Origin of the sequence: Membranihabitans maritimus (genome assembly GCF_021729145.1) — a bacterium.
Classification (GTDB): domain Bacteria; phylum Bacteroidota; class Bacteroidia; order Chitinophagales; family Saprospiraceae; genus Membranihabitans; species Membranihabitans maritimus.
Genome location: NZ_JAJSLW010000004.1, coordinates 283,945 through 307,317 on the forward strand (window position 1 = coordinate 283,945; position 23,373 = coordinate 307,317).

General features: G+C 36.8%; 22 protein-coding genes and 1 tRNA gene. 12 read left to right on the forward strand and 11 right to left on the reverse strand.

Annotated features, from left to right (window positions below; all coding sequences use genetic code 11):
- Positions 1-189 precede the first annotated feature (189 nt).
- Complete coding sequence (locus LVD47_RS06485) at positions 190-1,722, forward strand: GH3 family acyl-acid amido synthetase (RefSeq protein ID WP_236974750.1); 1,533 nt, start codon at positions 190-192, stop codon at positions 1,720-1,722.
- 10 nt (positions 1,723-1,732) lie between these two features.
- Here LVD47_RS06485 and LVD47_RS06490 read toward each other — a convergent pair whose 3' ends face one another.
- Together LVD47_RS06490 and LVD47_RS06495 are read right to left on the reverse strand one after the other, a co-directional pair.
- Positions 1,733-2,317, reverse strand: a complete 585-nt coding sequence (locus LVD47_RS06490; protein WP_236974751.1) for a hypothetical protein — start codon at positions 2,315-2,317, stop codon at positions 1,733-1,735.
- Between the two features lie 119 nt (positions 2,318-2,436).
- The gene (locus tag LVD47_RS06495; RefSeq protein WP_236974752.1) at positions 2,437-2,853 is read right to left on the reverse strand and encodes a DoxX family protein; all 417 of its coding nucleotides are present in this window, start codon (positions 2,851-2,853) and stop codon (positions 2,437-2,439) included.
- Between the two features lie 136 nt (positions 2,854-2,989).
- Between LVD47_RS06495 and LVD47_RS06500 the strand changes: the two genes are divergently transcribed.
- Positions 2,990-3,889: a sterol desaturase family protein gene (locus LVD47_RS06500; protein ID WP_236974753.1), complete on the forward strand. Its 900-nt coding sequence runs from the start codon at positions 2,990-2,992 to the stop codon at positions 3,887-3,889.
- A gap of 219 nt (positions 3,890-4,108) precedes the next feature.
- On the opposite strand, the gene LVD47_RS06505 is transcribed toward LVD47_RS06500, so the two are convergent.
- Positions 4,109-4,945 carry a helix-turn-helix domain-containing protein gene (locus LVD47_RS06505; RefSeq protein WP_236974754.1) on the reverse strand — a complete coding sequence of 279 codons (837 nt, stop codon included), beginning with the start codon at positions 4,943-4,945 and terminating at the stop codon, positions 4,109-4,111.
- Positions 4,946-5,060: 115 nt separating this feature from the next.
- Between LVD47_RS06505 and LVD47_RS23685 the strand changes: the two genes are divergently transcribed.
- From LVD47_RS23685 to LVD47_RS06550, 9 genes are all read left to right on the forward strand, one after another.
- Complete coding sequence (locus tag LVD47_RS23685; RefSeq protein ID WP_305067721.1) at positions 5,061-5,621, forward strand: sugar O-acetyltransferase; 561 nt, start codon at positions 5,061-5,063, stop codon at positions 5,619-5,621.
- Positions 5,622-5,699: 78 nt separating this feature from the next.
- A complete protein-coding gene (locus LVD47_RS06515) occupies positions 5,700-6,050 on the forward strand; it encodes a cyclophilin-like fold protein (RefSeq protein WP_236974755.1) in 351 nt (116 codons plus the stop codon).
- Positions 6,051-6,149: 99 nt separating this feature from the next.
- Positions 6,150-6,566: a cupin domain-containing protein gene (locus LVD47_RS06520; RefSeq protein ID WP_236974756.1), complete on the forward strand. Its 417-nt coding sequence runs from the start codon at positions 6,150-6,152 to the stop codon at positions 6,564-6,566.
- A gap of 9 nt (positions 6,567-6,575) precedes the next feature.
- Positions 6,576-7,289: a carboxymuconolactone decarboxylase family protein gene (locus LVD47_RS06525; RefSeq protein ID WP_236974757.1), complete on the forward strand. Its 714-nt coding sequence runs from the start codon at positions 6,576-6,578 to the stop codon at positions 7,287-7,289.
- Between the two features lie 69 nt (positions 7,290-7,358).
- Positions 7,359-7,751: a DUF2255 family protein gene (locus tag LVD47_RS06530; RefSeq protein WP_236974758.1), complete on the forward strand. Its 393-nt coding sequence runs from the start codon at positions 7,359-7,361 to the stop codon at positions 7,749-7,751.
- A 35-nt stretch (positions 7,752-7,786) separates the two neighbouring features.
- Complete coding sequence (locus LVD47_RS06535; RefSeq protein ID WP_439651988.1) at positions 7,787-8,848, forward strand: alpha/beta hydrolase; 1,062 nt, start codon at positions 7,787-7,789, stop codon at positions 8,846-8,848.
- 1,311 nt (positions 8,849-10,159) lie between these two features.
- Complete coding sequence (locus LVD47_RS06540) at positions 10,160-12,565, forward strand: TonB-dependent receptor (protein ID WP_236974760.1); 2,406 nt, start codon at positions 10,160-10,162, stop codon at positions 12,563-12,565.
- Positions 12,566-12,573: 8 nt separating this feature from the next.
- A complete protein-coding gene (locus LVD47_RS06545; RefSeq protein ID WP_236974761.1) occupies positions 12,574-13,815 on the forward strand; it encodes a DUF4374 domain-containing protein in 1,242 nt (413 codons plus the stop codon).
- 14 nt (positions 13,816-13,829) lie between these two features.
- Positions 13,830-15,002: a PepSY-associated TM helix domain-containing protein gene (locus LVD47_RS06550; protein WP_236974762.1), complete on the forward strand. Its 1,173-nt coding sequence runs from the start codon at positions 13,830-13,832 to the stop codon at positions 15,000-15,002.
- A 523-nt stretch (positions 15,003-15,525) separates the two neighbouring features.
- On the opposite strand, the gene LVD47_RS06555 is transcribed toward LVD47_RS06550, so the two are convergent.
- The 8 genes from LVD47_RS06555 to LVD47_RS06590 form a co-directional block, all read right to left on the reverse strand.
- Positions 15,526-15,599 (reverse strand) — tRNA-Met (locus LVD47_RS06555).
- An 88-nt stretch (positions 15,600-15,687) separates the two neighbouring features.
- Positions 15,688-16,440 carry a zinc ribbon domain-containing protein gene (locus LVD47_RS06560; RefSeq protein WP_236974763.1) on the reverse strand — a complete coding sequence of 251 codons (753 nt, stop codon included), beginning with the start codon at positions 16,438-16,440 and terminating at the stop codon, positions 15,688-15,690.
- Between the two features lie 17 nt (positions 16,441-16,457).
- Positions 16,458-17,252 (reverse strand): Nif3-like dinuclear metal center hexameric protein, encoded by a 795-nt coding sequence (locus LVD47_RS06565; protein ID WP_236974764.1) that lies wholly within the window; start codon positions 17,250-17,252, stop codon positions 16,458-16,460.
- Positions 17,249-17,728, reverse strand: coding sequence for a D-glycero-beta-D-manno-heptose 1-phosphate adenylyltransferase (rfaE2, locus tag LVD47_RS06570; protein WP_236974765.1), 480 nt, complete (start codon positions 17,726-17,728; stop codon positions 17,249-17,251). The genes LVD47_RS06565 and rfaE2 overlap by 4 nt, the downstream gene beginning before the upstream one ends.
- Entirely contained in the window at positions 17,709-18,770 is a 1,062-nt protein-coding gene (locus LVD47_RS06575) for a lysylphosphatidylglycerol synthase transmembrane domain-containing protein (protein WP_236974766.1), read from the reverse strand. Before LVD47_RS06575 ends, rfaE2 begins: the two co-directional genes overlap by 20 nt.
- Positions 18,771-18,776: 6 nt before the next feature.
- Positions 18,777-19,124 carry an aspartate 1-decarboxylase gene (panD, locus tag LVD47_RS06580; protein WP_236974767.1) on the reverse strand — a complete coding sequence of 116 codons (348 nt, stop codon included), beginning with the start codon at positions 19,122-19,124 and terminating at the stop codon, positions 18,777-18,779.
- A gap of 436 nt (positions 19,125-19,560) precedes the next feature.
- Positions 19,561-20,418, reverse strand: a complete 858-nt coding sequence (gene panC, locus LVD47_RS06585; protein ID WP_236974768.1) for a pantoate--beta-alanine ligase — start codon at positions 20,416-20,418, stop codon at positions 19,561-19,563.
- A gap of 6 nt (positions 20,419-20,424) precedes the next feature.
- Positions 20,425-21,453, reverse strand: coding sequence for a glycoside hydrolase family 113 (locus LVD47_RS06590; RefSeq protein WP_236974769.1), 1,029 nt, complete (start codon positions 21,451-21,453; stop codon positions 20,425-20,427).
- Between the two features lie 743 nt (positions 21,454-22,196).
- On the opposite strand from LVD47_RS06590, the gene LVD47_RS06595 reads away from it, so the two are divergent.
- Positions 22,197-23,294, forward strand: a complete 1,098-nt coding sequence (locus LVD47_RS06595) for an AAA family ATPase (protein ID WP_236974770.1) — start codon at positions 22,197-22,199, stop codon at positions 23,292-23,294.
- Positions 23,295-23,373 lie beyond the last annotated feature (79 nt).

Here is a 23,373-nt window from a genome sequence, read left to right on the forward strand (position 1 = left end):
GTTTTTGCCGTAAAGTTTTCTTAATGAATTGTAGACACCTGATTATAGAATTCAACACCTTGTAATTCAATCCAATATGCCGATTATGAATATATGTTTGCGCAAACACTACTATTACAAAACATTTTCTACTTATAAGAATTATTATAGTACTTGAATTCCGAATAAAACCAAATTTATAGTAAAAACATGCCAATACTTGGATCCGTTATAAAAAGTCTTATTGAAGTTAAAGATTCTCTAACACCTGAATCAAATCCCCTAAAAGAACAGGAAGGGGTATTAAGAGAACTTTTGAAGAAAGCAGAAAGAAGTTCATTTGGGGAAGCATACAACTTTACTGCCATAGGTCAAAGTAACTCTGTAGTTTCTGATTTCAAAAAATCTATTCCTTACTTTGATTATAATAAAATGCATAGTGAATGGTGGAAAGATTTTGAAAAGGGAGTAAATAATCTCACCTGGCCGGGACAACCTTCTTACTTTGCATTGAGTTCTGGAACTACCGGGAATGGAAGCAAGCGTATACCTGTTACAGATGAAATGCTTGATGCCATACGAAAAGCAGGTATCAAACAAATTAGCGCGCTCTCCAACTTTGACCTCTCACCTGAATTTTTCGAAAAAGAGATAATGATGCTGGGTAGTTCTACAGATCTGGAAGAAAGGAAAGGTCATTTGGAGGGCGAAATAAGCGGGATAAGTGCCAGTAATATTCCCTTTTGGTTCAGACGTTTTTACAAACCCGGTGAAAAAATAGCTGGCATTAACGATTGGGATGAAAGGGTGGAGGAAATTGCTAAAAATGCCAGAAAATGGGATATTGGCGCATTGAGTGGTATTCCCAGTTGGATGGAGTTGATGATGAGACGGGTAATTGAATATAATGGCCTGAAGAATATTCATGAAATTTGGCCCAATCTGAAAGTTTTTGCTTCCGGGGGCGTAGCTTTTTCACCGTACGAAAAGAGTTTTAATTCCCTTCTTGAGCACCCCATTACGATCATTGATACTTATTTGGCATCTGAAGGGTTTTTAGCCTACCAGGAGCGACCGGAAACCGAATCTATGAAACTTATTACCGATAATGGTATCTACTTTGAATTTATACCATTTGAATCACAATATATTAATGTTGATGGGTCGGTTGTACAGAATGCCCCTTCTTTAGGATTAGGTGAAGTAGTAGCCGGGAAAGAATACATATTAATCATCAGTACGGTGTCGGGTTTATGGAGGTACAGTATTGGTGATACCATTGAATTTACGGATGTAGAAAGAGCAGAAATCAAAATAACGGGAAGAACGAAATTTTTTATGAATGTAGTTGGGTCCCAGTTGTCGGTCAACAAAATGAATGATGGGATGAAACACCTGGAAAAAAAGTTCGACATTTCAATTCCTGAGTTTACCCTTGCCGCCATTCGATTGGATGGAAAATTTTTTCATAAATGGTATTTGGGATGTGACCATTGTCATGTAAAGGGAAGTGAATTAGCTGATCAATTAGATACATACTTTAAAAAAGCAAATAAAAATTACGGTGTTGCTAGAAGTAAGTCACTTGAAGGGATAATTGTGAAAGTAGTCCCAACCAAAATATTTAATGAATGGCAATCGAAAAATAAGAAAAAAGGAGGTCAGGTTAAAATGGAAAAAGTAATGGATGAAGATAAATTTAAAGAGTGGGAAAAATTTGTCCAGAACTTTGAGAATATTTAGCCATGAAAAATCAATGAAATTTCTCGGGAATAGAATCTTTCAACTTGTTGGCAATTTTGACGATTTCTTCAGGGGCAAGATACAATCGCTGGATTTTTTGTTTATAGGTTTGTGAGAGGCTAGTGTGATTTAAAATAAATTTTTTTGTTTCAATGATATAATTACTCATTCCGTTGGCTATTGCATAAGTATCTGCTGTTCGTTCGGCAGATTTAACGTGTTCGTGTAATAACAAATATTTAATGCCAAAAAATATAAGGTTGATACTACTTCGATTTAAATAATCCATAATGTGTCCCAATTCATGTCCCAACCAACCTATAAGCACATCGGATGGTACATCTTCGACTGTAAACTCAGCATTTTCTATATTGAATTTTGTACTGACAAAAACAAAATATTTCCGATTTTTTTTGGGACCTAATAAAGAGACAAAACCCGGTTGAGCCTGCATAAAAGACTTGGTAATATTGTCTTTAAATTTAAACTCTATACGAACATCTGACAATTCCGGGTAATACGATAGCGCAATTGTGGTCTCCCTATATATCTTTTTAGGAATAATTTTTTTATGTGTTACATTTTTTTTGTTCATAAAACCGAGCGAAGAAGTTAGGTTTATAAAAGAAAGAGCATTCAACCTTTCAGTGTATCATACGAAAACGTCTTAAGAATGTTTGATTTGCCAGCGAATATTGTTATTAGTTCGATTTGCTAAGACTTCAATATCCCATCTATCGAAAATTTTCTACCACCTAAGAATATCAATGTCAAAAAAACGGAACCATACATCAATGCCAATTCTTTACTTCCCCCACCTTCGGCGTTAGCAATAAACAAAGGAGCCTCGGAATGAATCACAAATCCGGCAATGAGCATAGTAACCAATAAAATAGTGGCAGCAATTCTGGTTTTAAAACCTATGATTAATAGAATAGAGCATATAGCTTCTGCAAATACTGCCGATAAAAGAGAGACTTCCTCTCCCATACCCAGAACCGATGCAAACTTCCAATCCCCGTTAATGACTTTCATTACTTTCATCCAGCCGTGTCCAAAAAGCATAAATAGACCAAAAATAACCCTGAGAACCAGGCTGGCAAAATCTGTTTGAATAGATGATTTTTGCATTTATTTTTTATTTGGTGAACGAATTGACTGATAATAAGTTTAAAAATATTTGTTACGGATGTGAAATTAAATGTGATATTTATTACACGTTTCCAATCAAAGGATCTTTACATTTGAAAAATATTATTCTTTAAAAATGGTTGAAAGATATTTTAAAATTATTATTGATTCCTTTACAGGCTATTGGAATTATTTGATTTTTGAACTATCAAATTTTTCCTGGCACAACTATCTTTACTGGCTAATCGGTTTATCCCTTTTGATTTGGAGTATGGAAATAATAATTCCCTGGCGTAAAAATCAACCCATCTTTAGGAAAGATTTTTGGTTAGATTCCTTTTATATGTTTTTCAATTTTTTTCTTTTTTCCCTTATTGGATACAATGCTATTTCAAATGTAGGCGTCGAACTATTTAATGATTTTTTAGGGATGTTTGGAATAACTAATATTGTTGCTTTTGAGATCCAATCCTGGCCTACATGGGCACAGTGGTTGACACTATTTCTAATAGCAGACTTTATTCAGTGGTGTGTCCATTTATCTCTCCACAGATTTCCTTTCCTCTGGGAGTTTCACAAACTACATCATTCCGTAAAAGAGATGGGATTTGCTGCCCATTTGCGATTCCATTGGATGGAAACAATTATTTATAAAACTATTCAATACATTCCTTTGGCCATGATAGGATTTGGGATACAGGACTTTTTTATTGTCCATGTATTTACACTGGCGATAGGGCACCTAAATCACAGCAACTTGAATCTGGATTACGGTCCATTAAAATATATTTTTAACAATCCCAAAATGCACATTTGGCATCACGCAAAGGAATTGCCTGAAGATCACAAATACGGTGCAAACTTCGGACTTTCCCTTAGTATTTGGGATTATTTATTCAGGACGGCATACATTCCTTACGACGGACGTGATATTGAATTGGGATTTAGCGGAGATGAAAAATTCCCAGAAAGATTTACTGATCAAATGCTGCAACCCTTTAAATCAGATTTAAAAGAAACGCATAAAATCGATTAAAACCAATTTTATAAACGTGTAACGGCAAATTCTTTTTGCATAATTTACCTGTCTCAAAAGATAAAATCTCCACTACCATTGCAATAAGGTTAGAAGAAATGTACTCTTATTTAACAGACGTCTTTTCGCATTTATACATAACTTCCAGGGTATACAATTCTAAAAAGTCTATAAATTCAAGAAGAAAGGTTCCTCCCAAAATCTTGATTGCATATTTGTTTAGTCCATTCGTTGTCGATAATCACTAGGAGTAACACCTAATACCTTTTTTACATACCGTGTAAAAAAGGAGCGACTGGAGAATTCCATCTGATCAGCAATTTCGGCAACGTTTAGATTTTTGTTTTGTAATAATACCAGTATTCTTTCTTTTGTATACCGTCGGATCCATTCGGATGCTGAAACACCGGTATTTTGTTTGCATACAAAATTCAAATGCTTCGGCGTAATATAAAGCTCCCCGGCGTAAAACTGTACTTCCCTCTCTTTCATACAATGGTCTTGCACCAATTGCAAAAACCTTTCATATAAAGTACCGGATTGCAAGCTGCGTTTATGGCGTTCATATGCATTGGCAAATGTATGCCACATTTCAAGAATGAATATTTGCATCTGGAGCTTTAGTGCTTCTTCATAAAAAAGATGATCAAATTCTAAAAACCTGTTGTGTAAATTTTGGTAGTTCGCAATAATTTTTTGTTCATCCACTTTGCTAATGGTTTTAACAGGATGCTCTTTGGAATATAGAATAGCATCAATGGACCAATTTTGATCCGGAATATTATCCATCAAAAAATCTTTTTCCACGAGCAATACACTGGCTTTAAAATTTTGGGTGCAATGTAAGTCAGACAATTTACTGTCAGCGAACCAAAATAAGAACTCCCCAGCCATACACTTCATAGGCTTATCATTGAATAAGAACTCAATGCTTCCCTCATGACAGAGTAAATGAGTATGAAAATAGCCGTGAAAGAATTTACGGAAATCTACCAAAAACTCAACTCCATTAGTGACTTCTAACATAACAACACGGGGATCCTTTTCTTCCCTCATTCTTTATTCTGATATTTTGGGACAAAAATACGTAATATTTGACATTATAGACGAATAATGTGTAACATAAGAGATATGAATCCCTGTATATTTGCATAGAACAATTATAGAAGGTATGAATAATTCGGATATTTTCAAGCGATTAGCAAACGGAGAAACTATCTTTTCAGGGGATCCGCAAGCAGGAGAAATGCGTAAAGCATCAGATGCCACAAGAAAGTTACTTGTCAAAATGAACAGTTCTTCTGACCCTATTAAAATCAGGGAACTATTGAGCCAAATCACAGGTTTTGACATCGATGAAAGCACGGCTGTATTTCCACCATTATACCTCAATTATGGGAAAAATACCAAAATAGGGAAAAATGTCTTTATCAATTTTAATTGTGTTTTTCTAGATTTAGGAGGAATTACCATCGAAGACCATGTCCTAATTGCGCCAAAAGTTAGTTTACTTTCCGAAGGACATCCAATATCTCCGGAATCCCGACATTCACTTGTTCCTGGCCACATTCATATCAAAAAGAACGCATGGATTGGAGCAAATGCAACGATTTTACAAGGGGTAACCATTGGTGAAAATTCAGTTGTTGCTGCAGGTGCAGTGGTTTCAAAAGATGTTCCCGACAACACGATCGTTGGTGGGATTCCAGCGAAAATTCTTAAATCTATATAAATTATGGAATACACTGTGACCCTCTTATTTATAGTAACCATTTTTTCGGGTTATACATCAGTACCAAAACAGGAACATATGAAACTTAGATTAACAATAGGGGAAAAAACAAGTAGTGCAATCCTATACGATACACCTTCAAGCAGGGATTTTGCTTCATTGTTGCCATTGACGCTTCAATTGGAAGACTATGCCCACACCGAAAAAATCGCATCCCTTTCCAAAAAGCTCTCTACCAAAGATGCTCCCGTTGGTTTTAATCCATCCATTGGAGACCTGACCTATTACGCACCCTGGGGCAATATAGCCTTGTTCTATAAGGATTTCGACTATTCCAAAGGATTGATTTCTCTTGGGAAAATAACCAGTGGAATGGAAAATTTTGCCGTAAAAGGTTCAGTGACCGTAAAAATTGAAAGGGAAAAATAAATTGAAAAATGGAGGCTCACACTTGTCAGGTTTATTACTGCAATCCTTTTAACAGTATTGTTCTCAAAAATAAATTTTAAAATTATAAATCAATATATTATGAATCCTTCGGTACCAAAAATCAGTACGTTTGAAGTCGGAGAAGAAAACACAGGTTTTGCGCAGTTTTTTTCAGGAAAATCCTGGCTTGCCCCCTTAACCAACAACAAGGACCTGAACGTCCCCATGTTCAATGTCACCTTTGAACCAGGTTGCCGCAACAACTGGCACAGCCATTCGGGTGGACAAATCCTCATTGCAGTAGGTGGGGTGGGATATTACCAGGAAAGAGGCAAAAAAGCTGTATGTATGAAACCAGGCGATGTAGTAGAAATTGCAGCCGGGAAAGAACATTGGCATGGAGCTGTCCCGGACAGTTGGTTTTCGCACATCGCTATACAATGCAATCCGCAGACAAATACAAACACCTGGTTAGAGCCAGTCAGTAATCATGATTATACAGAAGCCTTACAATAAATAATGATTATGAAATTCCACTCTTTACTATGGACATTCTTTTTACCTATAACGCTAAGTATTAATACCATGAATGGGCAAACAATCAAAACAATAGGTCCAAAGGACCAGGGGATTATATTGATTTCCGCACTAACGGCTACAGGTGATTTGGATAACCTGAAGCTACAATTAAACACGGCGCTGGATTCAGGACTTACCATAAATGAAATCAAGGAAGCAATGGTTCAACTGTATGCCTATTGTGGCTTCCCAAGAAGTTTGAATGGCATCAATATATTCCGCAAAGTATTGGATGAAAGACATGCTAAAGGAAAGAAAGACAATTTGGGAAAAGAAATTGAAGTCGAAAACAAAACGGTTGACAAATATGAACAAGGTAGGAATGTCCTGGAGTATTTAACCCAAACACCCCAATCTAAACCAGCCCCGGGATTTGGGGAATTTGCTCCGCGTATTGATGTTTTTCTGAAAGAACATTTATTTGCAGACATTTTCAACAGTGATGTTCTTAGCTTCCAGCAACGTGAATTAGTTACGATTGCCGCTTTGGCAAGTATGAACGGAGTGGCTCCTCAATTACAGGCACATATCGGAATGGGAATGAACACCGGTATTACGATACATCAAATACAGGAAACTTTTGACTTGATAGAAAAACATATCGGAAAAGATCAAGCAGAGACCTCGAGAGAAGTTTTGTCACAAACTGTAAGAAACTAATAACCAATTAAAACCTCTAGTAAAAGATATTTTAATATGGTCTTAATTGGATTTTTAAATTAACAAAAAATGATTTCAGAATATACAAATTTTACGTCGGATGAATTGCAACACATCGACGAAGCTGACGATTTGAAAATTGCACCTTTCCGAGCCGATGGAAAGACCTATGGCACGCCGACCTGGATCTGGGAAGTGATTGTTGATGGCGATTTATACGTTCGTGCCTTTCACGGTAAAAACGGACGTTGGTATCGATCGGCCATTCAACAGAAAGCCGGTTGCATATATGCGGCAGGGATGGTAAAAGACGTAATCTTTGAGCCTGTGGAGTACAATGAAGATCTCCTGACAAGAATTGATGAAGCTTATAAAACCAAATACAGGAATAGTCCTTATTTGAACCCAATGGTAAGCAATCGTGCCAAAGAAGCTACAGTGAAAATTAATCCGAAAATTTAAACAACATGCATAAAAAAATAACAAGATCGAAAAAGATGATAATTCTCATGGTGGCCCTAATAATGGCAGGACTGTCACAGGGTCAAAATAACATTACAAATCAGCAAAATCTAAGTAATATGGATAATCCTAAACAAGCGGGACAATACACATTCGAGTTGAATGATGAGGTATCCCGCAAAAAAGTAACCTTCAAAAACCGATACGGAATTGAACTTACCGGCGATTTATACCTTCCGAAAAAGGGAGGTACCAACCTTCCGGGATTAGCGATTAGTGGTCCTTTCGGAGCGGTAAAAGAGCAGGCCTCCGGTTTATACGCCAACGAAATGGCCAAACGCGGGTTTGCTGTACTAGCATTTGATCCTTCTTATACAGGAGAAAGTGGAGGTCAGCCAAGGAATATAGCTTCCCCTGATATCAACACAGAAGATTTCAGCGCCGCTATAGATTTTCTAGGATTACAGGATTATATTGACCGAAAAAAATTGGGCATCATCGGTATTTGCGGCTTTGGAGGTTTTGCCTTGAACGCCGTAGCTGTTGACAAACGTGTAAAAGCCGTTGCCACGACCAGTATGTACGATATGTCACGCGTAAATGCAAAAGGTTATTTTGATTCCACGACACCTGAACAACGGACCGAATTACTTGAGCAAATGAGTCAACAACGCTGGGAAGATGCTCAAAACGGAACTCCAAAGCAAGCTCCGCAGGGTTTGCCCAGCGAAATAAAAGGTGATGAACCACCATTCGTCCAGGAATACTTTGATTACTACAAAACAGATAGGGGATTTCACGAGCGCTCCATCAACTCAAATGGTTCCTGGACAGTCACTACGCCTGTCTCTTTGATGAACATGCCGATTTTGACCTATATCAAAGAGATATCTCCAAGACCCATGTTACTCATTGCCGGGGAAAATGCTCACTCTCGTTACTTCAGTGAAGATGCTTACAAGGCAGCATCAGAACCCAAAGAGCTAATGATAATTCCCGGTGGGGTGCACACCGATTTATATGACCAATTGGATATGATTCCGTTTGATAAACTGGAAAATTTTTTCAATGAGCATTTAAAGGTCAACGCAGGCTAAAGATTAATGGGCTCCTTGACCACATTGTTGCTGGCAGTTGGCATTATCGAAATTAGATAATTGAAAACTTCATGTTGGCTGAATTTTATTATCAGAACAAATGGATATTTTGGATTCAGACAACCAGAAAATCGCAAAATCACACTGCGAAGGGTTCAAATATGGTGGATTATCATGTACCCATATTGAGAAGAGAATCGCTGTTTTAAAGGATCAAAGAATTTTTAAAACAATATATACTACACAAGTTAGAGGAGAGGGAATGCGTAAATTCAACCTTCCCTCTCCTTTCTTTTTCCAATAAAAGCATACAGAGTCGCCCCCATTTCACCCATATGAATATGCTTCAATGGCTTGAGGAATTCCGAAAAACCCTATGGACAATGCGGGGTTAAGTTCATTCAGTGATCATCCTCCAGATATGAGGATATAATCATTCTTCAAGTCCAGGGTATTAGGTAATTATTTCTCAGGGTTTCTATACTTTTTCCAATCAAGATCCATTGAACGCATTTATTACAAGGCTACACTCATTACTCCATTCCATAAATAGTGCTCCGGTGTTAAAAAAACCAAACCCATAGCCTCCAATTTTATGCCAAATTACCGACTCCCCTAAAACATTGAAAACAAGTATCTTGGGATTACTTGTATTAGCCCAGAATAAGTAAAAAGGTAAATTGCCGCATAGACATTATTGATTTATTGAAGTATAGATCCATTCCTTGTATCCTTTCCCTTTGGTAGAACTATTTTTCACATCCTTAATTAAGCCTTATTTTCTCTGCTTAAAGACAAAATACCGAAATTAATTAGGACCACTATGGATTTATGATTTTGGGTAAAATTCTTTTAATGTTGAAATGATGTACAAATGTGTAAAAGACATTGAAGCTTTCACCAATTACGATCTGTCTTTCGCAAATAAAAAAGTTTATTAGATTCCACGCCACTGAGCGATGGGATTATGCCTGAACAATAAAGTCAACAACATTGAGTAGATACCAAAAACATATCTCTAAAACAGCTCTCCTGCGATTGACTATCGAAATAAAAATGTTGAACAAATGTTCGTAAGAGAATATTTAGTTATCTATAAATCAGTAATAATCCACTGTCCCTCCATCTATACAAATGGACCTTACACTGCAGACGACATTTTATGATTCCTTTGAAATAATCAATTTATAGTCCATTCTGAATCCCTGTAAACACTTAGATTTTAACTTCCAATTTGTTTATCCTTGACTTGGTAAATTGAGGTTTAATCAGTACGTTTGCCCTTCAGTAATTAAGATTAAGTCTAATTAAATGAAAATTTTCAGATTTTCCCATATAGTGTGTATTGTCTTATGTATGTTCAAAATGGTTAATGGACAAGTGGTTGATGTAAAAGGAATGGTGCTGGATCAGGACTCCAACTCTTTAATTGGAATAACGGTAATATTGGAAGGGACATCAACAGGTAATGCGACAGATGAAAATGGATATTTTCAATTTAAAACAGGACCGGGAAATTATAATTTGGTTGTTTCAGGGATAGGATTTGTGACGCATACACAACCAATAAATGTTGTTGTAGGATCAGAAATATTTCTTGAGATTATACTCAAAGATGATCAAGTAAACCTGGAGGGATTGACAGTTGTAGGAAAGTCAGAGTCTCAAAAACTACGAGAAACTGGATATTCTGTAAATGCTATTGAAACCAAAAGTTTACAAAATCAGGAAGTTAATATCAACCAGCTTGCTTCCAGGACTGCTGGAATACGAGTGCGGGAATCCGGGGGTCTGGGTTCTTCCTTTCATTACTCATTAGATGGGATGTCGGGAAGATCTGTGCGTTTTTTTATCGATGGGGTACCATTGGATAGATTTGGAGGAGGATATTCAATTAATAATTTCCCTGTAAATCTAGTTGAGCGTGTAGAAATTTTTAAAGGTGTCGTACCGCCCAAATTTGGTAGCGATGCCCTGGGTGGTGTAATTAATCTTGTCACTAAAAATAAAAGTCATAAATATATTGATGCGTCTTATAGTATTGGTTCTTTTAATACGCATCGTGCTGCTCTTAGTACACGCTGGACGTCTGAAGACAATGAATTTTATGTCGATTTGCAAAGCTTTTTCAATTATTCCGATAATGACTATGAAGTGTGGGGACAAGGGGTAGAAGTGGCTGATCCACAAACGGGGAGAGCGCGAAATATACGAACCAAACGATTTCACGATCAGTACCGGTCGGCCTCAGGTAAACTTGGAATTGGTTTTATTAATAAACCATGGGCTGATCAATTGAATTTTACTTTCGTTATGGCTGGAAATAATAATGAGATTCAACATGGTGCAACAATGGCGCATGTTTATGGAGAGGCTATGCGAGAAGATCGATCTTATTCTCCATCTTTATTTTACAATAAGGAGAAAATTTTTGATACTAAATTAAATTTAAGTATTCATAGTTCGGTGAGTTTTCAAAATAGTATGGTTATTGATACATCATCAAGGGCATACAATTGGTTGGGAGAAATAGTGGATGAACAACCCACTAATAGTGAATTGGGGAGAGGACGAAATGGTAAATCACTTTTGAATTTGAACAATAAAAATTGGTTTCAACAAGCCAACCTGAGCTATCCAATTGGTAAAAACCAGGTAATCAATGCAATCTATACATTTGACCATACCATAAGAGATGGCTCTGATCCACTTCTATCCAATAGAACAGCTTCTTTTGTGAAGCCCCAACACCTCAGAAAACAGGTAAGCAGCCTATCCTATGAGTTGTCTTTGTTTGACAGCAAATTACAAAATTCTTTTTGGGTAAAGAACTATAATTATTCCGTAGAGACGGTAGATGAAAGATATATAACAGACTCCTTAGGTTATAGACCAGAAACGTATCCTGTTGAAAGTACTATAAATAATATAGGTTACGGGTACGCCTTAAAATGGAATGTCAATGACCACAATATCTTTAAATTTTCCATGGAAAGATCTTATAGATTGCCTGATGCAAATGAAGTATTAGGAGATGGTTTATTGACTCGGCCTAGCCCAAACCTTAAACCTGAAAAAAGTTTAAACTTTAATATTGGTTGGTTGCTCAATCATCTGCCTACTGGTCAAAAAAGTACTATTTCTTTGGAGCCTTCTGTCTTTTTTAGAAACATGGGAAATAAGATTCAATATGCTGTAAGTGGTAATCTAGGTGGTGGATCTCATGCCAATATAAGCAAGGTAAGAGGTTGGGGAGGATCCTTAGATTTCACTTACGATTACAATGATTTTCTTCGTTTGAAAGGAAATGCAACCTATCAACAGTTGAAGGATTGGAATGAGTATTCCGGAGCAAGTAAAAATCTGACCTACAAGGATTTACTTCCTAATACACCTTGTTTTATGTCGAATGGGGGAGTGTATTTGAATAAAAATAATTTGTTATTAGATGACAGTCGATTTACGTTTTATTGGGATGTTCAATACGTCCATGAGTTTTATCTCAGGTGGCCAAGCTTAGGAAATCAGAATAAAGCCAATATCCCCACTCAACTGACTCATAGTACAGGCGTATCCTATAGCCTGAACTCAGGAATATATAATTTTAGCTTTGGTTGTCAAAATGTATTTGACAGACAAGTATATGACAACTATTTACTACAAAAGCCAGGAAGATCTTTTTATTTAAAATTCAGATATTTTATTCAACAAATTTAATTGTGATTATGAATAGTACAGCTAATGTGTATAATTTATTTTTTATAGTATGTTTTGCTTTAATGTTTTCCTGTAGTAAGGATGAATCAATTGATGACCCTACAACATCAGAAGAAGAAGCTGAGTATTATTCACTGGGGGTCCAAATCCCGGATGGTGCAAGCTATTCCCTTTCAACAGATGATCTAATGACAGGAAACATAAGCCCTGTAGGGAATGGTGTAGAGATTCCTGGAAATGAATTTATTCAATCAGGAAACTACTTTTATTTCTTTAGTCGTGGAGAGAAAAAGTTTTTTCAATATGAAATGCACGCTGATGGATCTGTTACTGAAACAGCATCTCTTTTAGTTTCAGAATATATTACGGACAGAGCTTATTCAAGAAACCTAATTGATGAGAATACCATTTTGGTTATGGACCCTATCCAATGGGGAGAGCCGGAAATAAAATGGGTTACCATCAAAATACCCGAATTTGAGGTTTCCAACAGCGGTGTATATAGTATTCCAACTATTGCAAAAGATAATGGGGAAAACTGGAAAGCCAATTTAGGTACTGCAGTTGTCCATGGAAACAAATTAGTCATGCCTACGGTGTATTACGATTTTGATGGGAATTACGCTCCGGGCACAAGATCGGTTGTATTGGATTATCCCTCTATGGATAACGAGACTTTAATAGAATCTGACATTTCCACAGGTGAAAACGCATATATCAACAACTTATTAGCTCACACAGATAATGGAGACTTATACATCGGCTATTTGAGAGGTTTCTATGGAACGCCAACTGATGACGACGTGAATGGATATATTTTGCGTATCAATGCAGGTGAGACGGATTTTGATGATTCATATTTCTTCGATTTGTCAGCTGAAACGGGAGAACCTACCCAAGTTATGCAATTAGATGCTCTTGAGGGGAATTGGGCCATGGGTATGTTATTCAATCCAAACGATATAGGTGAATATTCCAATCTGGACAATGACCACTATTACTATGCTAAAGTAGATTTGGCTAACCAAAGTATTACCAGATACAATATGCCAAAAGCAGATATCCGATTGTCCAGAAAACCACTGATTAGTGAGGGAAATTTTATTGCATTTCACAAAAGTGCAGCAAACAATACGACTAATGTACTCCTCATCGACTATAATGGTAATGCCGATGATTATACCATTGGAAAAACAATTGACGGAGATGGTGTCACAGGATATTCTGTAGTCAAACACCCAACCGAATAGTTACCGCGACTTTTATGCGTGTTAAAAAGCTAATCGGGAAAATACACCTCTGGCTCGGATTAACATCCGGGCTGGTGGTCTTTATTGTAAGCATAACAGGCTGCCTGTACGTTTTTCAGGAAGAGGTCTGTTTACTGCTTGAATCAGGGGTCTTTCGAAAAATAGAACCCCAAAAAGAAGAGTTTATTTCCCCTTTAACCCTTCAGAGAAAGGTGGAAAATGCATTTGACAGGGAAGTCACATACATGAATGCTTCGGTATATCCTTCGGGCGATAGAGCCTCTATCGTCTGGCTTCGTGACTCAACGAGGAATTACAGGGCTTATATTGTCAATCCTTACACCGGAAACATTATAGACACCTTTTCCTATCGAAAAACTTTTTGGTCGATCGTTTTATCATTACATACTTCCTTACTTATTCCTAAAATCGGACATCACATTGTATCTATTAGTACTCTGATCTTTGTTGCTTTAATGTTTAGCGGGATATATCTTTGGTTTCCAAAAAGCAAAAGGGGATTCAGACAGCGTTTTAAGGTAAAATGGACTGCATCTCCCAAACGGCTCAATTATGATCTGCACAATGTATTTGGATTCTACATGACCTGGATCGCCATTTTTATAGCCATTTCAGGATTAGTCTGGTCCTATGAATGGGTGGATAAGAGTATTTACTGGCTTGCCACGGGCGGAGAAGTGCCGGAAGAACCTTTGAAAACAACTTTTTCCCTTCCTGATTCTCACATCCCTAAACAAAAACCAGATGTTGATCAAACACTTTTAAGTTTGGTATATAACAGTCCGGCTCTAATGTCATACTACATTGAGTATCCCTATGATTCTACTTCAAATTATTCGCTCACACTGAATAATGCCAAAGGAAAAATTTACAATAAACACAATACATACCAGATAAGTCAATATACTGGTGAGGTGTTGGATTCAAACCTGTGGAAAGAAAAAAATACGGGTGAAAAACTCCAGGAGGCCAATTATAACATACATGTTGGGGCTATTTTGGGTTTACCCGGTAAAATTATCGCTTTCTTTGCCAGTCTGATCGCCGCCAGTCTACCAATTACCGGTTTAAAAATATGGTTAGGGAGAAAAAAGCGCCATGGAAGAAGATCGGGAAGGTACCCAATTCGAAAAAACAAAAAGGAATTACAACCAACAACTACATAACTCCCTGATCTTTTGGTATCGTGGAAGTGACTTGAACGCCCTATCTCCTGTACGGGCGCTATTTGCCGTTGAATACTATCATCCACATATCTTTTTTCTATCCTTTTAAGATTTACTATCATCTTTCCACTAAGTATCATAGAGCACTCAGAATTCTCCCGTATTAGAAATTGACAGTCCATATCTATCAACTTTAACCCTCTCCTATTTTAATCTGTAAATACTATCCCTTCCATCGTCTTTGTATTCCTTACTACTTTATTGCCTCTTTGCTTGTTTCAATTGTCATTGGATACACAACACCCGGGGATACTAGATATCATGTAAACCGTTTACCCCAGCGCTATTATGATGGATAAATCGTTGACCTATATCCTGCAATACCCCTTTATACAATATGACCTTTAAGACTATATAGGACATAATAAAAATGCACACTGGTAATATTATAGAAGGTCAATTTCAGGGAGAATTCATAAAGAAAAAGGAGCTATGAAAACAATCATAACTCCTTCATTTTCTGTAGCGTGAGAGAGACTTGAACTCTCGACCTCAGGATTATGAATCCTGCGCTCTAACCAGCTGAGCTACCACGCCTTTCTAAAGAATTCGCAAATATATATTTACTTTTAAATTATCCAAAAAGTATCTATGGAAATTTGTACTACTTTCACTTCACATTGAACTATTCTACCACTTCCCCGGTAATACTATGATCTACAAGAATCCGTCCGCAATGCTCGCAAATAATCAATTTATTCATCAGGGAGATTTCTAATTGCGTTTGAGGGGGAATTTTATTAAAACATCCTCCACACGAATTTCTTTGAACTGTAACAACTGAAAGGCCATTGCGATAAGTAGATCTAATTTTATCGTATGCCTTTAATAATCGAGGTTCAATCTTTTCTCTTTGTTTCTCAGAATCTTTATGAAGCTTCTTCTCCTCTTTATCTGTCTTGGATATTATTTTTTCCAATTCGCCTTTCTTTGCATCAAGTGCTTCTTTCTTGTCATTTAAACGAGCATTGGTGCCGTCAAGGACCTCTTTTTTACTATCTATTTTTGTTTGAGTATCTCTTTTTCGTTTCTCAGACAACTCTATTTCCAACTTCTGAAGTTCGAGTTCTTTTGTAAGTGCTTCGTACTCACGGTTATTTTTTACATCATCTAACTGAGAATTATACCTTTCAATTAAAGCGTTCGACTCTTTAATATTGGCATCCTGATTACTCATCTCTCCTTCAAGTTCCTTAACGTTACCTTCTAATCTCTCTATCCTTTTATTCAACCCCTCAATTTCGTCCTCAAGATCCTTTACTTCTTCGGGAAGTTCTCCCTTAAGAATCTCTATTTTATCAAGCTCAGAGTCAATTTCCTGGAGATTATATAATTCCGTCAACTTTTCCTCAACTGTTAACTCTTTCTTTTTAGCCATAGGTTTATATAATTATTTTAAAAATAATAATTCACGGGATTGGTATTCCGTTCCGTACAATGCGCCGCAAAATTACGAAAATTATTGTTAATTAGATCATTAAGCAGTTGAATTGTATATTTTTCACTTTCGTAGTGCCCAATATCAATAATAGTTATCTTGTTTTCCGCATCAAAAAACTGATGGTACTTCCAGTCCGAAGTGATGAATACATCCGCGCCAGCATCAATTGCATCTTGCAATAAAAAACTACCTGACCCTCCGCAGGCAGCTACTGTTCGGATGTTGGAATCAGGCCTAAAATCAGTGAATTTGAAGACAGATAACTCAAAAGAATTTTTCAAATATTTCAGGAATTCATTGGGGGGCAATTCCCTGACCAATTGACCAATCACTCCCGATCCCAATTGGGGATTATCTGCATGAGGCCGGAGGATCTCAATACTTTGCAATCCCAATTTCTGGGCTATTTTGCCATTTACCCCATCATTTAATATATTATCCAGATTTGTATGGATAGCATATATAGCGATATCATTTTTTATAGCTTTTAACACAGCTTTTTCTATGTAATTGCGGCCGGTTAGCTTTTTCAAACCTGAAAAAATAATGGGGTGATGTGCTATTACTAGGTTCAGTCCTTTATCGACCGCTTCCTGGATTATATCAGGAGTAGCGTCAAGGGCACACAAGACACCCGTTACTTCTTTTTCGTCATCTCCCACTAATAAACCTGAATTATCATATGATTCCTGCAATTCAAGTGGGGCAATATTCTCCAGAAAACCAGTCACCGTCTTAATTTTTGTCATCTATCTTGCAATATTTTATCAATTATCGAAGATGTACTTCTTCCCGGTGTCAATGGGATCGTCATTACCTGGCCTCCGTAACTCTTCACAAATGAATTACCCACGATTTCCCCGGGTTTGTAATCTCCTCCCTTCACCAGATAATCCGGTCGTACCTTTTTTATCCAATTTAAAGGAGTATCTTCTTCAAACATCACTACAAAATCAACAAATTCAAAAGCAGCTATATGAATCATCCGATCTTCTTCCGGCACTAAAGGTCTTTGCGCACCTTTTAACCGTTTTACCGATTCATCACTATTTATACCTACTATCAATTGCCCGCCAATGTTTTTGCAAGCGGATAAATATTCTATATGGCCGCGATGTACGATATCAAAGCAACCATTGGTCCAAATCAATGGCTGTTTCCGACCTGACAATACATCTTGAAAATTATCAGCATTTAAAAACTTTTTATTCGGGAATTTCAGCATTAACTGATTTATAGTTTTTGTTATATAATGGCAGGATAATAAGTGACAATAACCCCATCAATAAATTTACTAAAATATTAATCGCTATAAAAATTATCATAGCAAATGAAAAGGCATCAGGTCCTGAAATTCCATAGATACTTAATCCGGCTATTACCATCGCATGATAAGTACCAATACCACCTGGCGCCGGTAAGATCATGCCTAATCCACCAAAAATAAATACCAACAACCCTGCGACCGGACCCAATTCCGAAGTTGCTTCGAAACTATAAAAGGGAAGGAAGGTCATCAAATAATACATAACCCAAATATTGATGCTGTGAAATATCAATCCTCCAAGGTTTTTGACCTTTCTTATACTAAGAATACCAGCAACAAACTGACGAATTTTTTCTACAACTTTCTTTACAATATTGTGCTCCTTGAATTTAATAAATAGTAACCCAACAACAATACATAACAAAATCAGACCAGCGGACATACCCAGGAAAAAGGATGTAGATATTGATGGCATCGATGCATTCTCATTTATATATCCTATGATTTGTCCTGAAGCTAAAACTAATCCCAACCCAAAAGCTATTCCAAAACATAATAAATCAAGTAGGCGATCCGTCACCACTGTTCCCATAACTTTTGCAGAATCGATTTTCTCGTATCTTGAAATTACACCCGCTCTTACAAACTCTCCCAGGCGGGGAATTGCCAAGTTCGCAAGATAACCAATCATAGTAGCAAAAAAAGCATTGCCGGTCCTTACGTTTTCACTATCAGAATTAATCAACAACTTCCATCGAATAGCCCTGGAAACATTACTAAGTAGATACGTAATAATTGTAAGGATTATCCAAATAATATCAGCTGACTTTATATCTGATATTATCTTTGATATTAAATTACAATCTTCTCTTGCATTTCCCTGACCCGTGCAATAGGAAATATACTGAGCTGATTGTTCTTTATATACAAAATACAAAATCGCAGAGCCTATAGAAAGGAAAACAATAAGCCTTATTATATTACCTAAATTTTTATTCAACTTCTACTAGTCTATTGAATTGCCAATTTGTGGATAAATGGTAGTAGGGATAAATTCTTTGGCTTCCTCGGGAGTCATTAAAGCATATGAAATAATAATTACAACATCGCCTACTTCTACTTTGCGTGCAGCTGCACCATTAAGGCAAATAACTCCGGAACCGCGTTCACCGGGAATAACATAGGTTTCCAATCGCTCCCCATTGTTATTATTCACAATCTGAACCCTTTCCCCCTCCTGTATTTTGGCAGCCTCCATCAAATCTTCGTCGATGGTTATGCTACCAACATAATTCAAATTGGCTTCGGTTACAGTAGCCCTATGAATTTTTGACTTAAATCTCTGAATCAGCATAACATCGCAAATTTATAAATATTATCGTTTTTTGCTTTGAAAATCAATTTCTTTTATGTGGATATTAAAAAAACCACGTATAGAGTCTTTCGGCAACTTTATCTCTTTTTACTTTTTTCTTAAATTTCCACCAATAATAGGGTTTTAATAGTGCCCGGCAAAAGAATTTTCATTCTATCCAACCACAAAACTCTTTAGACTCGATGCCGAGGTACACCTAAACATGAAAATTATTTCACCCAATTTTCATTCATTATTACAATTGAAGGCCTAAATTGTTTCAAGTTCACGTAGTCCATTTTTTTTAAAAATTTTTTATTTAGACACCATGTTAAAATTTTATTCTAAAATAAAAAATGATTAGTCCAAAGAACCAAATAATCCAATGCGAAAAGATAATAAGCGGTCAAAAATTAATCTATAGACAAAGAGGAACCTAATGCGATGAAAGCTCCCCGGACATTATCATATTATCAATAAGCCTTACGTCTCCTGCCCAGGCAGCAATAACAGCAATGATATTATTCACTTTCCCCTTTCTATTTATAACTTCAAAGGTATCAGCGTCTAAAAATTCAAAGTATTCCAATTGAAAATCCGAACTCCTAAAGACAGACTGGACATACGACCTAAGATAATCTATTTCGGATTTTTGAAAATAATCCCTGCAATGGACTAAAGACCTATATAAAATATCAGAATTTCTCAAAAATGCTTCACCTATTCGGCGGTTTCTACTACTTTTTGCCAATCCATTTTCCTCTCTGATTATAGGACACGGAATTATGTTTGTGGAAATGTGTAGTTGTTCAATCATAGTACGAAGTACTACGAACTGCTGCAGATCCTTTTGCCCCATATAAAGATCGTGAGGTTTGACAATTTTCAACAACCGGGCAACTACTTGCATAACTCCTTTAAAGTGTCCCGGACGGAACTCAGCTTCAAGTGTGCGGTCCAAATGCCCCAGGTTTATTTCCGGAACAGGTGCTTCTCCCGTTTTGTAGATTTCATTCTCATCGGGACAGAAGAGCAAATCACAATGGCTATTTTTTAAAAATTCAATATCTGCAGCCAGCGTTCTCGGATATTTTTCCAGATCTGCCGGATCATTAAATTGAGTGGGATTGACGAAGATGCTAACGACCGTATAATTATCCTGGTTTGCAGCCATCTCAATAAGAGATCTATGACCTTCATGTAATGCGCCCATAGTAGGGACAAAACCTATTTTTTTCTCCTTAATTTTAGCCAGGTGATCCTTCACTCCTTGTTCCGTCCTTAAAAAATGCATACATAGTTATTTTAAAAACCAATTATTAAGTGTGCTTTCAGCTACTTTTCCCTGTGGAGTATAGTCCTTTTCCCTGTTCCTAATTCTATATTCAAAGGGATACCATTTCCACAAAAACCCTCCGTACCACCAATCTTCCTGATAGAAAGTAAAAAACAAAGCATCTATAGCCACACTTTGTGCCTCTTCACTTGGTTCCAGTTCGTGTAACATTTTTTCCCTATCCCACGTATTATGTGTATTAAATTCAGTGCTTAAATATCCATATTCGGTAAAGACCACAGGTTTATCGACCTTTTCCTGCACACGGCTTATCCTCTCTTTTACAGGTTCCCACGCTTTCAATAGATCACTAAATTCAGGTCTCTTTGCATCTACCAGGGGGAAATACGCATTAATACCTATAAAGTCAAGATACTCCCAAAACGGCACCATTTCAAATTCATCCCAATTTGAACCGTAGGTCAAACTTCCATCGTAAGATGATCTAACGGCATCTATCAATTCCTTCCAAAACTGGGCGCGGGTCACTACAAAAGTTTTGAATTCATTGCCAATACAAAACATCTCCACATTCATGGAATCTGCAAGATTTGCCATTTCTAAAATATAATGGCGATATTCTCGCTCCCATTGGCTCCATTCTTCGCTTGTTTCAAAGGTCATATCTCCCGTCCAGGTTCCCCGTAACCAAAGATGTGGCTTAAGCAAAACTTTCATGCCCGACTGATGCGCCAATTCTATGGATTCAATGATTCCTTCCTTTGTCTCTCCCCACCATTGTTTACCCTCACCATAATATATCTTAGTAGAATGTTGGGGTGAAAATGCATAAGGGACAACAGCTACCCATTCCGAATTAATCGCTTTCAGTGGATGCATTGGATCCGTCGAAAACTCATCCGGCGGTGCTACCAAAGTAATTCCCTTAATCCACTCAGAGTTTCTTTTTTCAACATATTTACTTGATTTTGGAGTAAAATGACAGCTTAAAATCAAAAAGAAGCAAATTATAGAATATAAAAAACCTTTCAATCTCAATATTTTTACACTAATAATAGCTTATTTATTACAAAAAAACTAATTTTGACTTTAATACCAGATTCAATATTATAAAATTGATAAAAAATTCAACACTTCATTATCAATATGATATTTTTATTATTTTTTTTATTAAAAATTTGTATAAATAGATCAACTTTGTTGTATATTTGCTAATGCAATCAAAAAGATGGTTGTTTAAAATATTGTGAGGTGACGAAATAGGCAGCCGTGCCCTCTTGTCTCGGGGGTGGAGAACAAGGGATAAACCAGATATAATGGCTTCTCTTTGTCTGTCTCAGATGGACATAGAATGAAGTCTGGGGTTGACCACTTAAAATTGTATCTTGGCTAACCGCTCTGTGCAGGTTCGAATCCTGCTCTCACAGCCATAAAACAAAAACCTGATTGGGGTTACTTTCCAATCAGGTTTTTTTATTTCTACCCATTGTCCAATCAAATAATCTAAAATGACCCATTTGACAATGGATGAAATTATCAAATAAAGTCTGTATTCGAAGTTTACTACAGTACACCGGAAAAGAATCCATGCGTAATTGACCACAGGGCACTTATCACATTATAAAACCTACCCACAGGAATACTCCCAATAACCAATTGAATTTAAACCTCCAACCGGAGAATAAAAAACTTCAATTACACCGAGAAATGAAAGTATTTTGGCACAATGATTCCAAATAACTATCTTTTGACCTGAGCATTAATCATCAATACTAATGAGAGGATTTTACGTAGCAGCAACCAATCAACACGTAGGCAAAACAACTTCAACTCTGGGTTTAGCAGCCATATTCAGGGCGATGGATGTCAACGTAGGCTATTGCAAACCGGTAGGTCAACATTTCCTGGATCTGGACGACCTGCGAGTAGATAAGGACACTCTCCTTTTTGCAGATTTACTCGGGTTTAATCTGGAACCAGACTACCATTCTCCAGTCATACTGGGCAGTGGAGCCACTGCTTCCTACCTGGATAATCCAGAAAAATATAGATTTAAGGAGCATGTATACAATGCCGCCAAAAACCTGCAGGAAGAACACGATATCGTCATCTATGAAGGAACTGGTCATCCTGGAGTAGGCAGTATTGTAAACCTGTCAAATGCTGATGTGGCTAAAATGCTCGACCTCGGTGTAGTAATGATAGTAGAAGGTGGTATTGGTCGCACCATTGACAGGCTAAATATGAGTGTTGCCCTTTTTAGAGAACAAAATGTACCTATTATTGGCGTTATAGTAAATAAAGTCCTTCCGGAAAAAATCGATAAAATCCGGTATTACACCTCTAAAAAATTAGAAGAAATGAACCTACCGGTCCTCGGCTACCTTCCGTATGACAAAACCATGGCTTTTCCTATTATCAAGAGCGTCGTAGATTCTATTGGAGGAAAAGTAACATACAATGAGGAAAATGTCTACAATAAAGTAGAAGATATTATTTCTGGATCGGTAATGGAAATGAGTAAACTCAGGGACCAACAGAATCAATTACTGGTAGTTTCTGCCGATAAGGTAGATGAAGTATTATACAAATTCGAGGAATGGTCCCTTGCAAACCCCACTGTCAATTGCCCGCTTTCCGGAGTGGTAGCCACAGGAGAGGGTTCACTTACCCAGAAAGGGAAAAGATACATACTGGAAAATAAAATACCTTTGATCCGAACAGAACTCGATACGTTGGGCACTGTTTTAAAAATATCAAAAATTGAAGTAAAAATTAATCTTAGAACCCCCTGGAAAATTAAACGGGCTATTGAACTAATAAAAGAAAATATCGACCTAGAATTATTAAAAATAAATCTTAATATTTTCTAAAAAAAACAGAAAATACAATGAATTGTCCTGAATATGTGTTATATTACCGTATAATTATTAAGATGCAGCCCTTAATTTC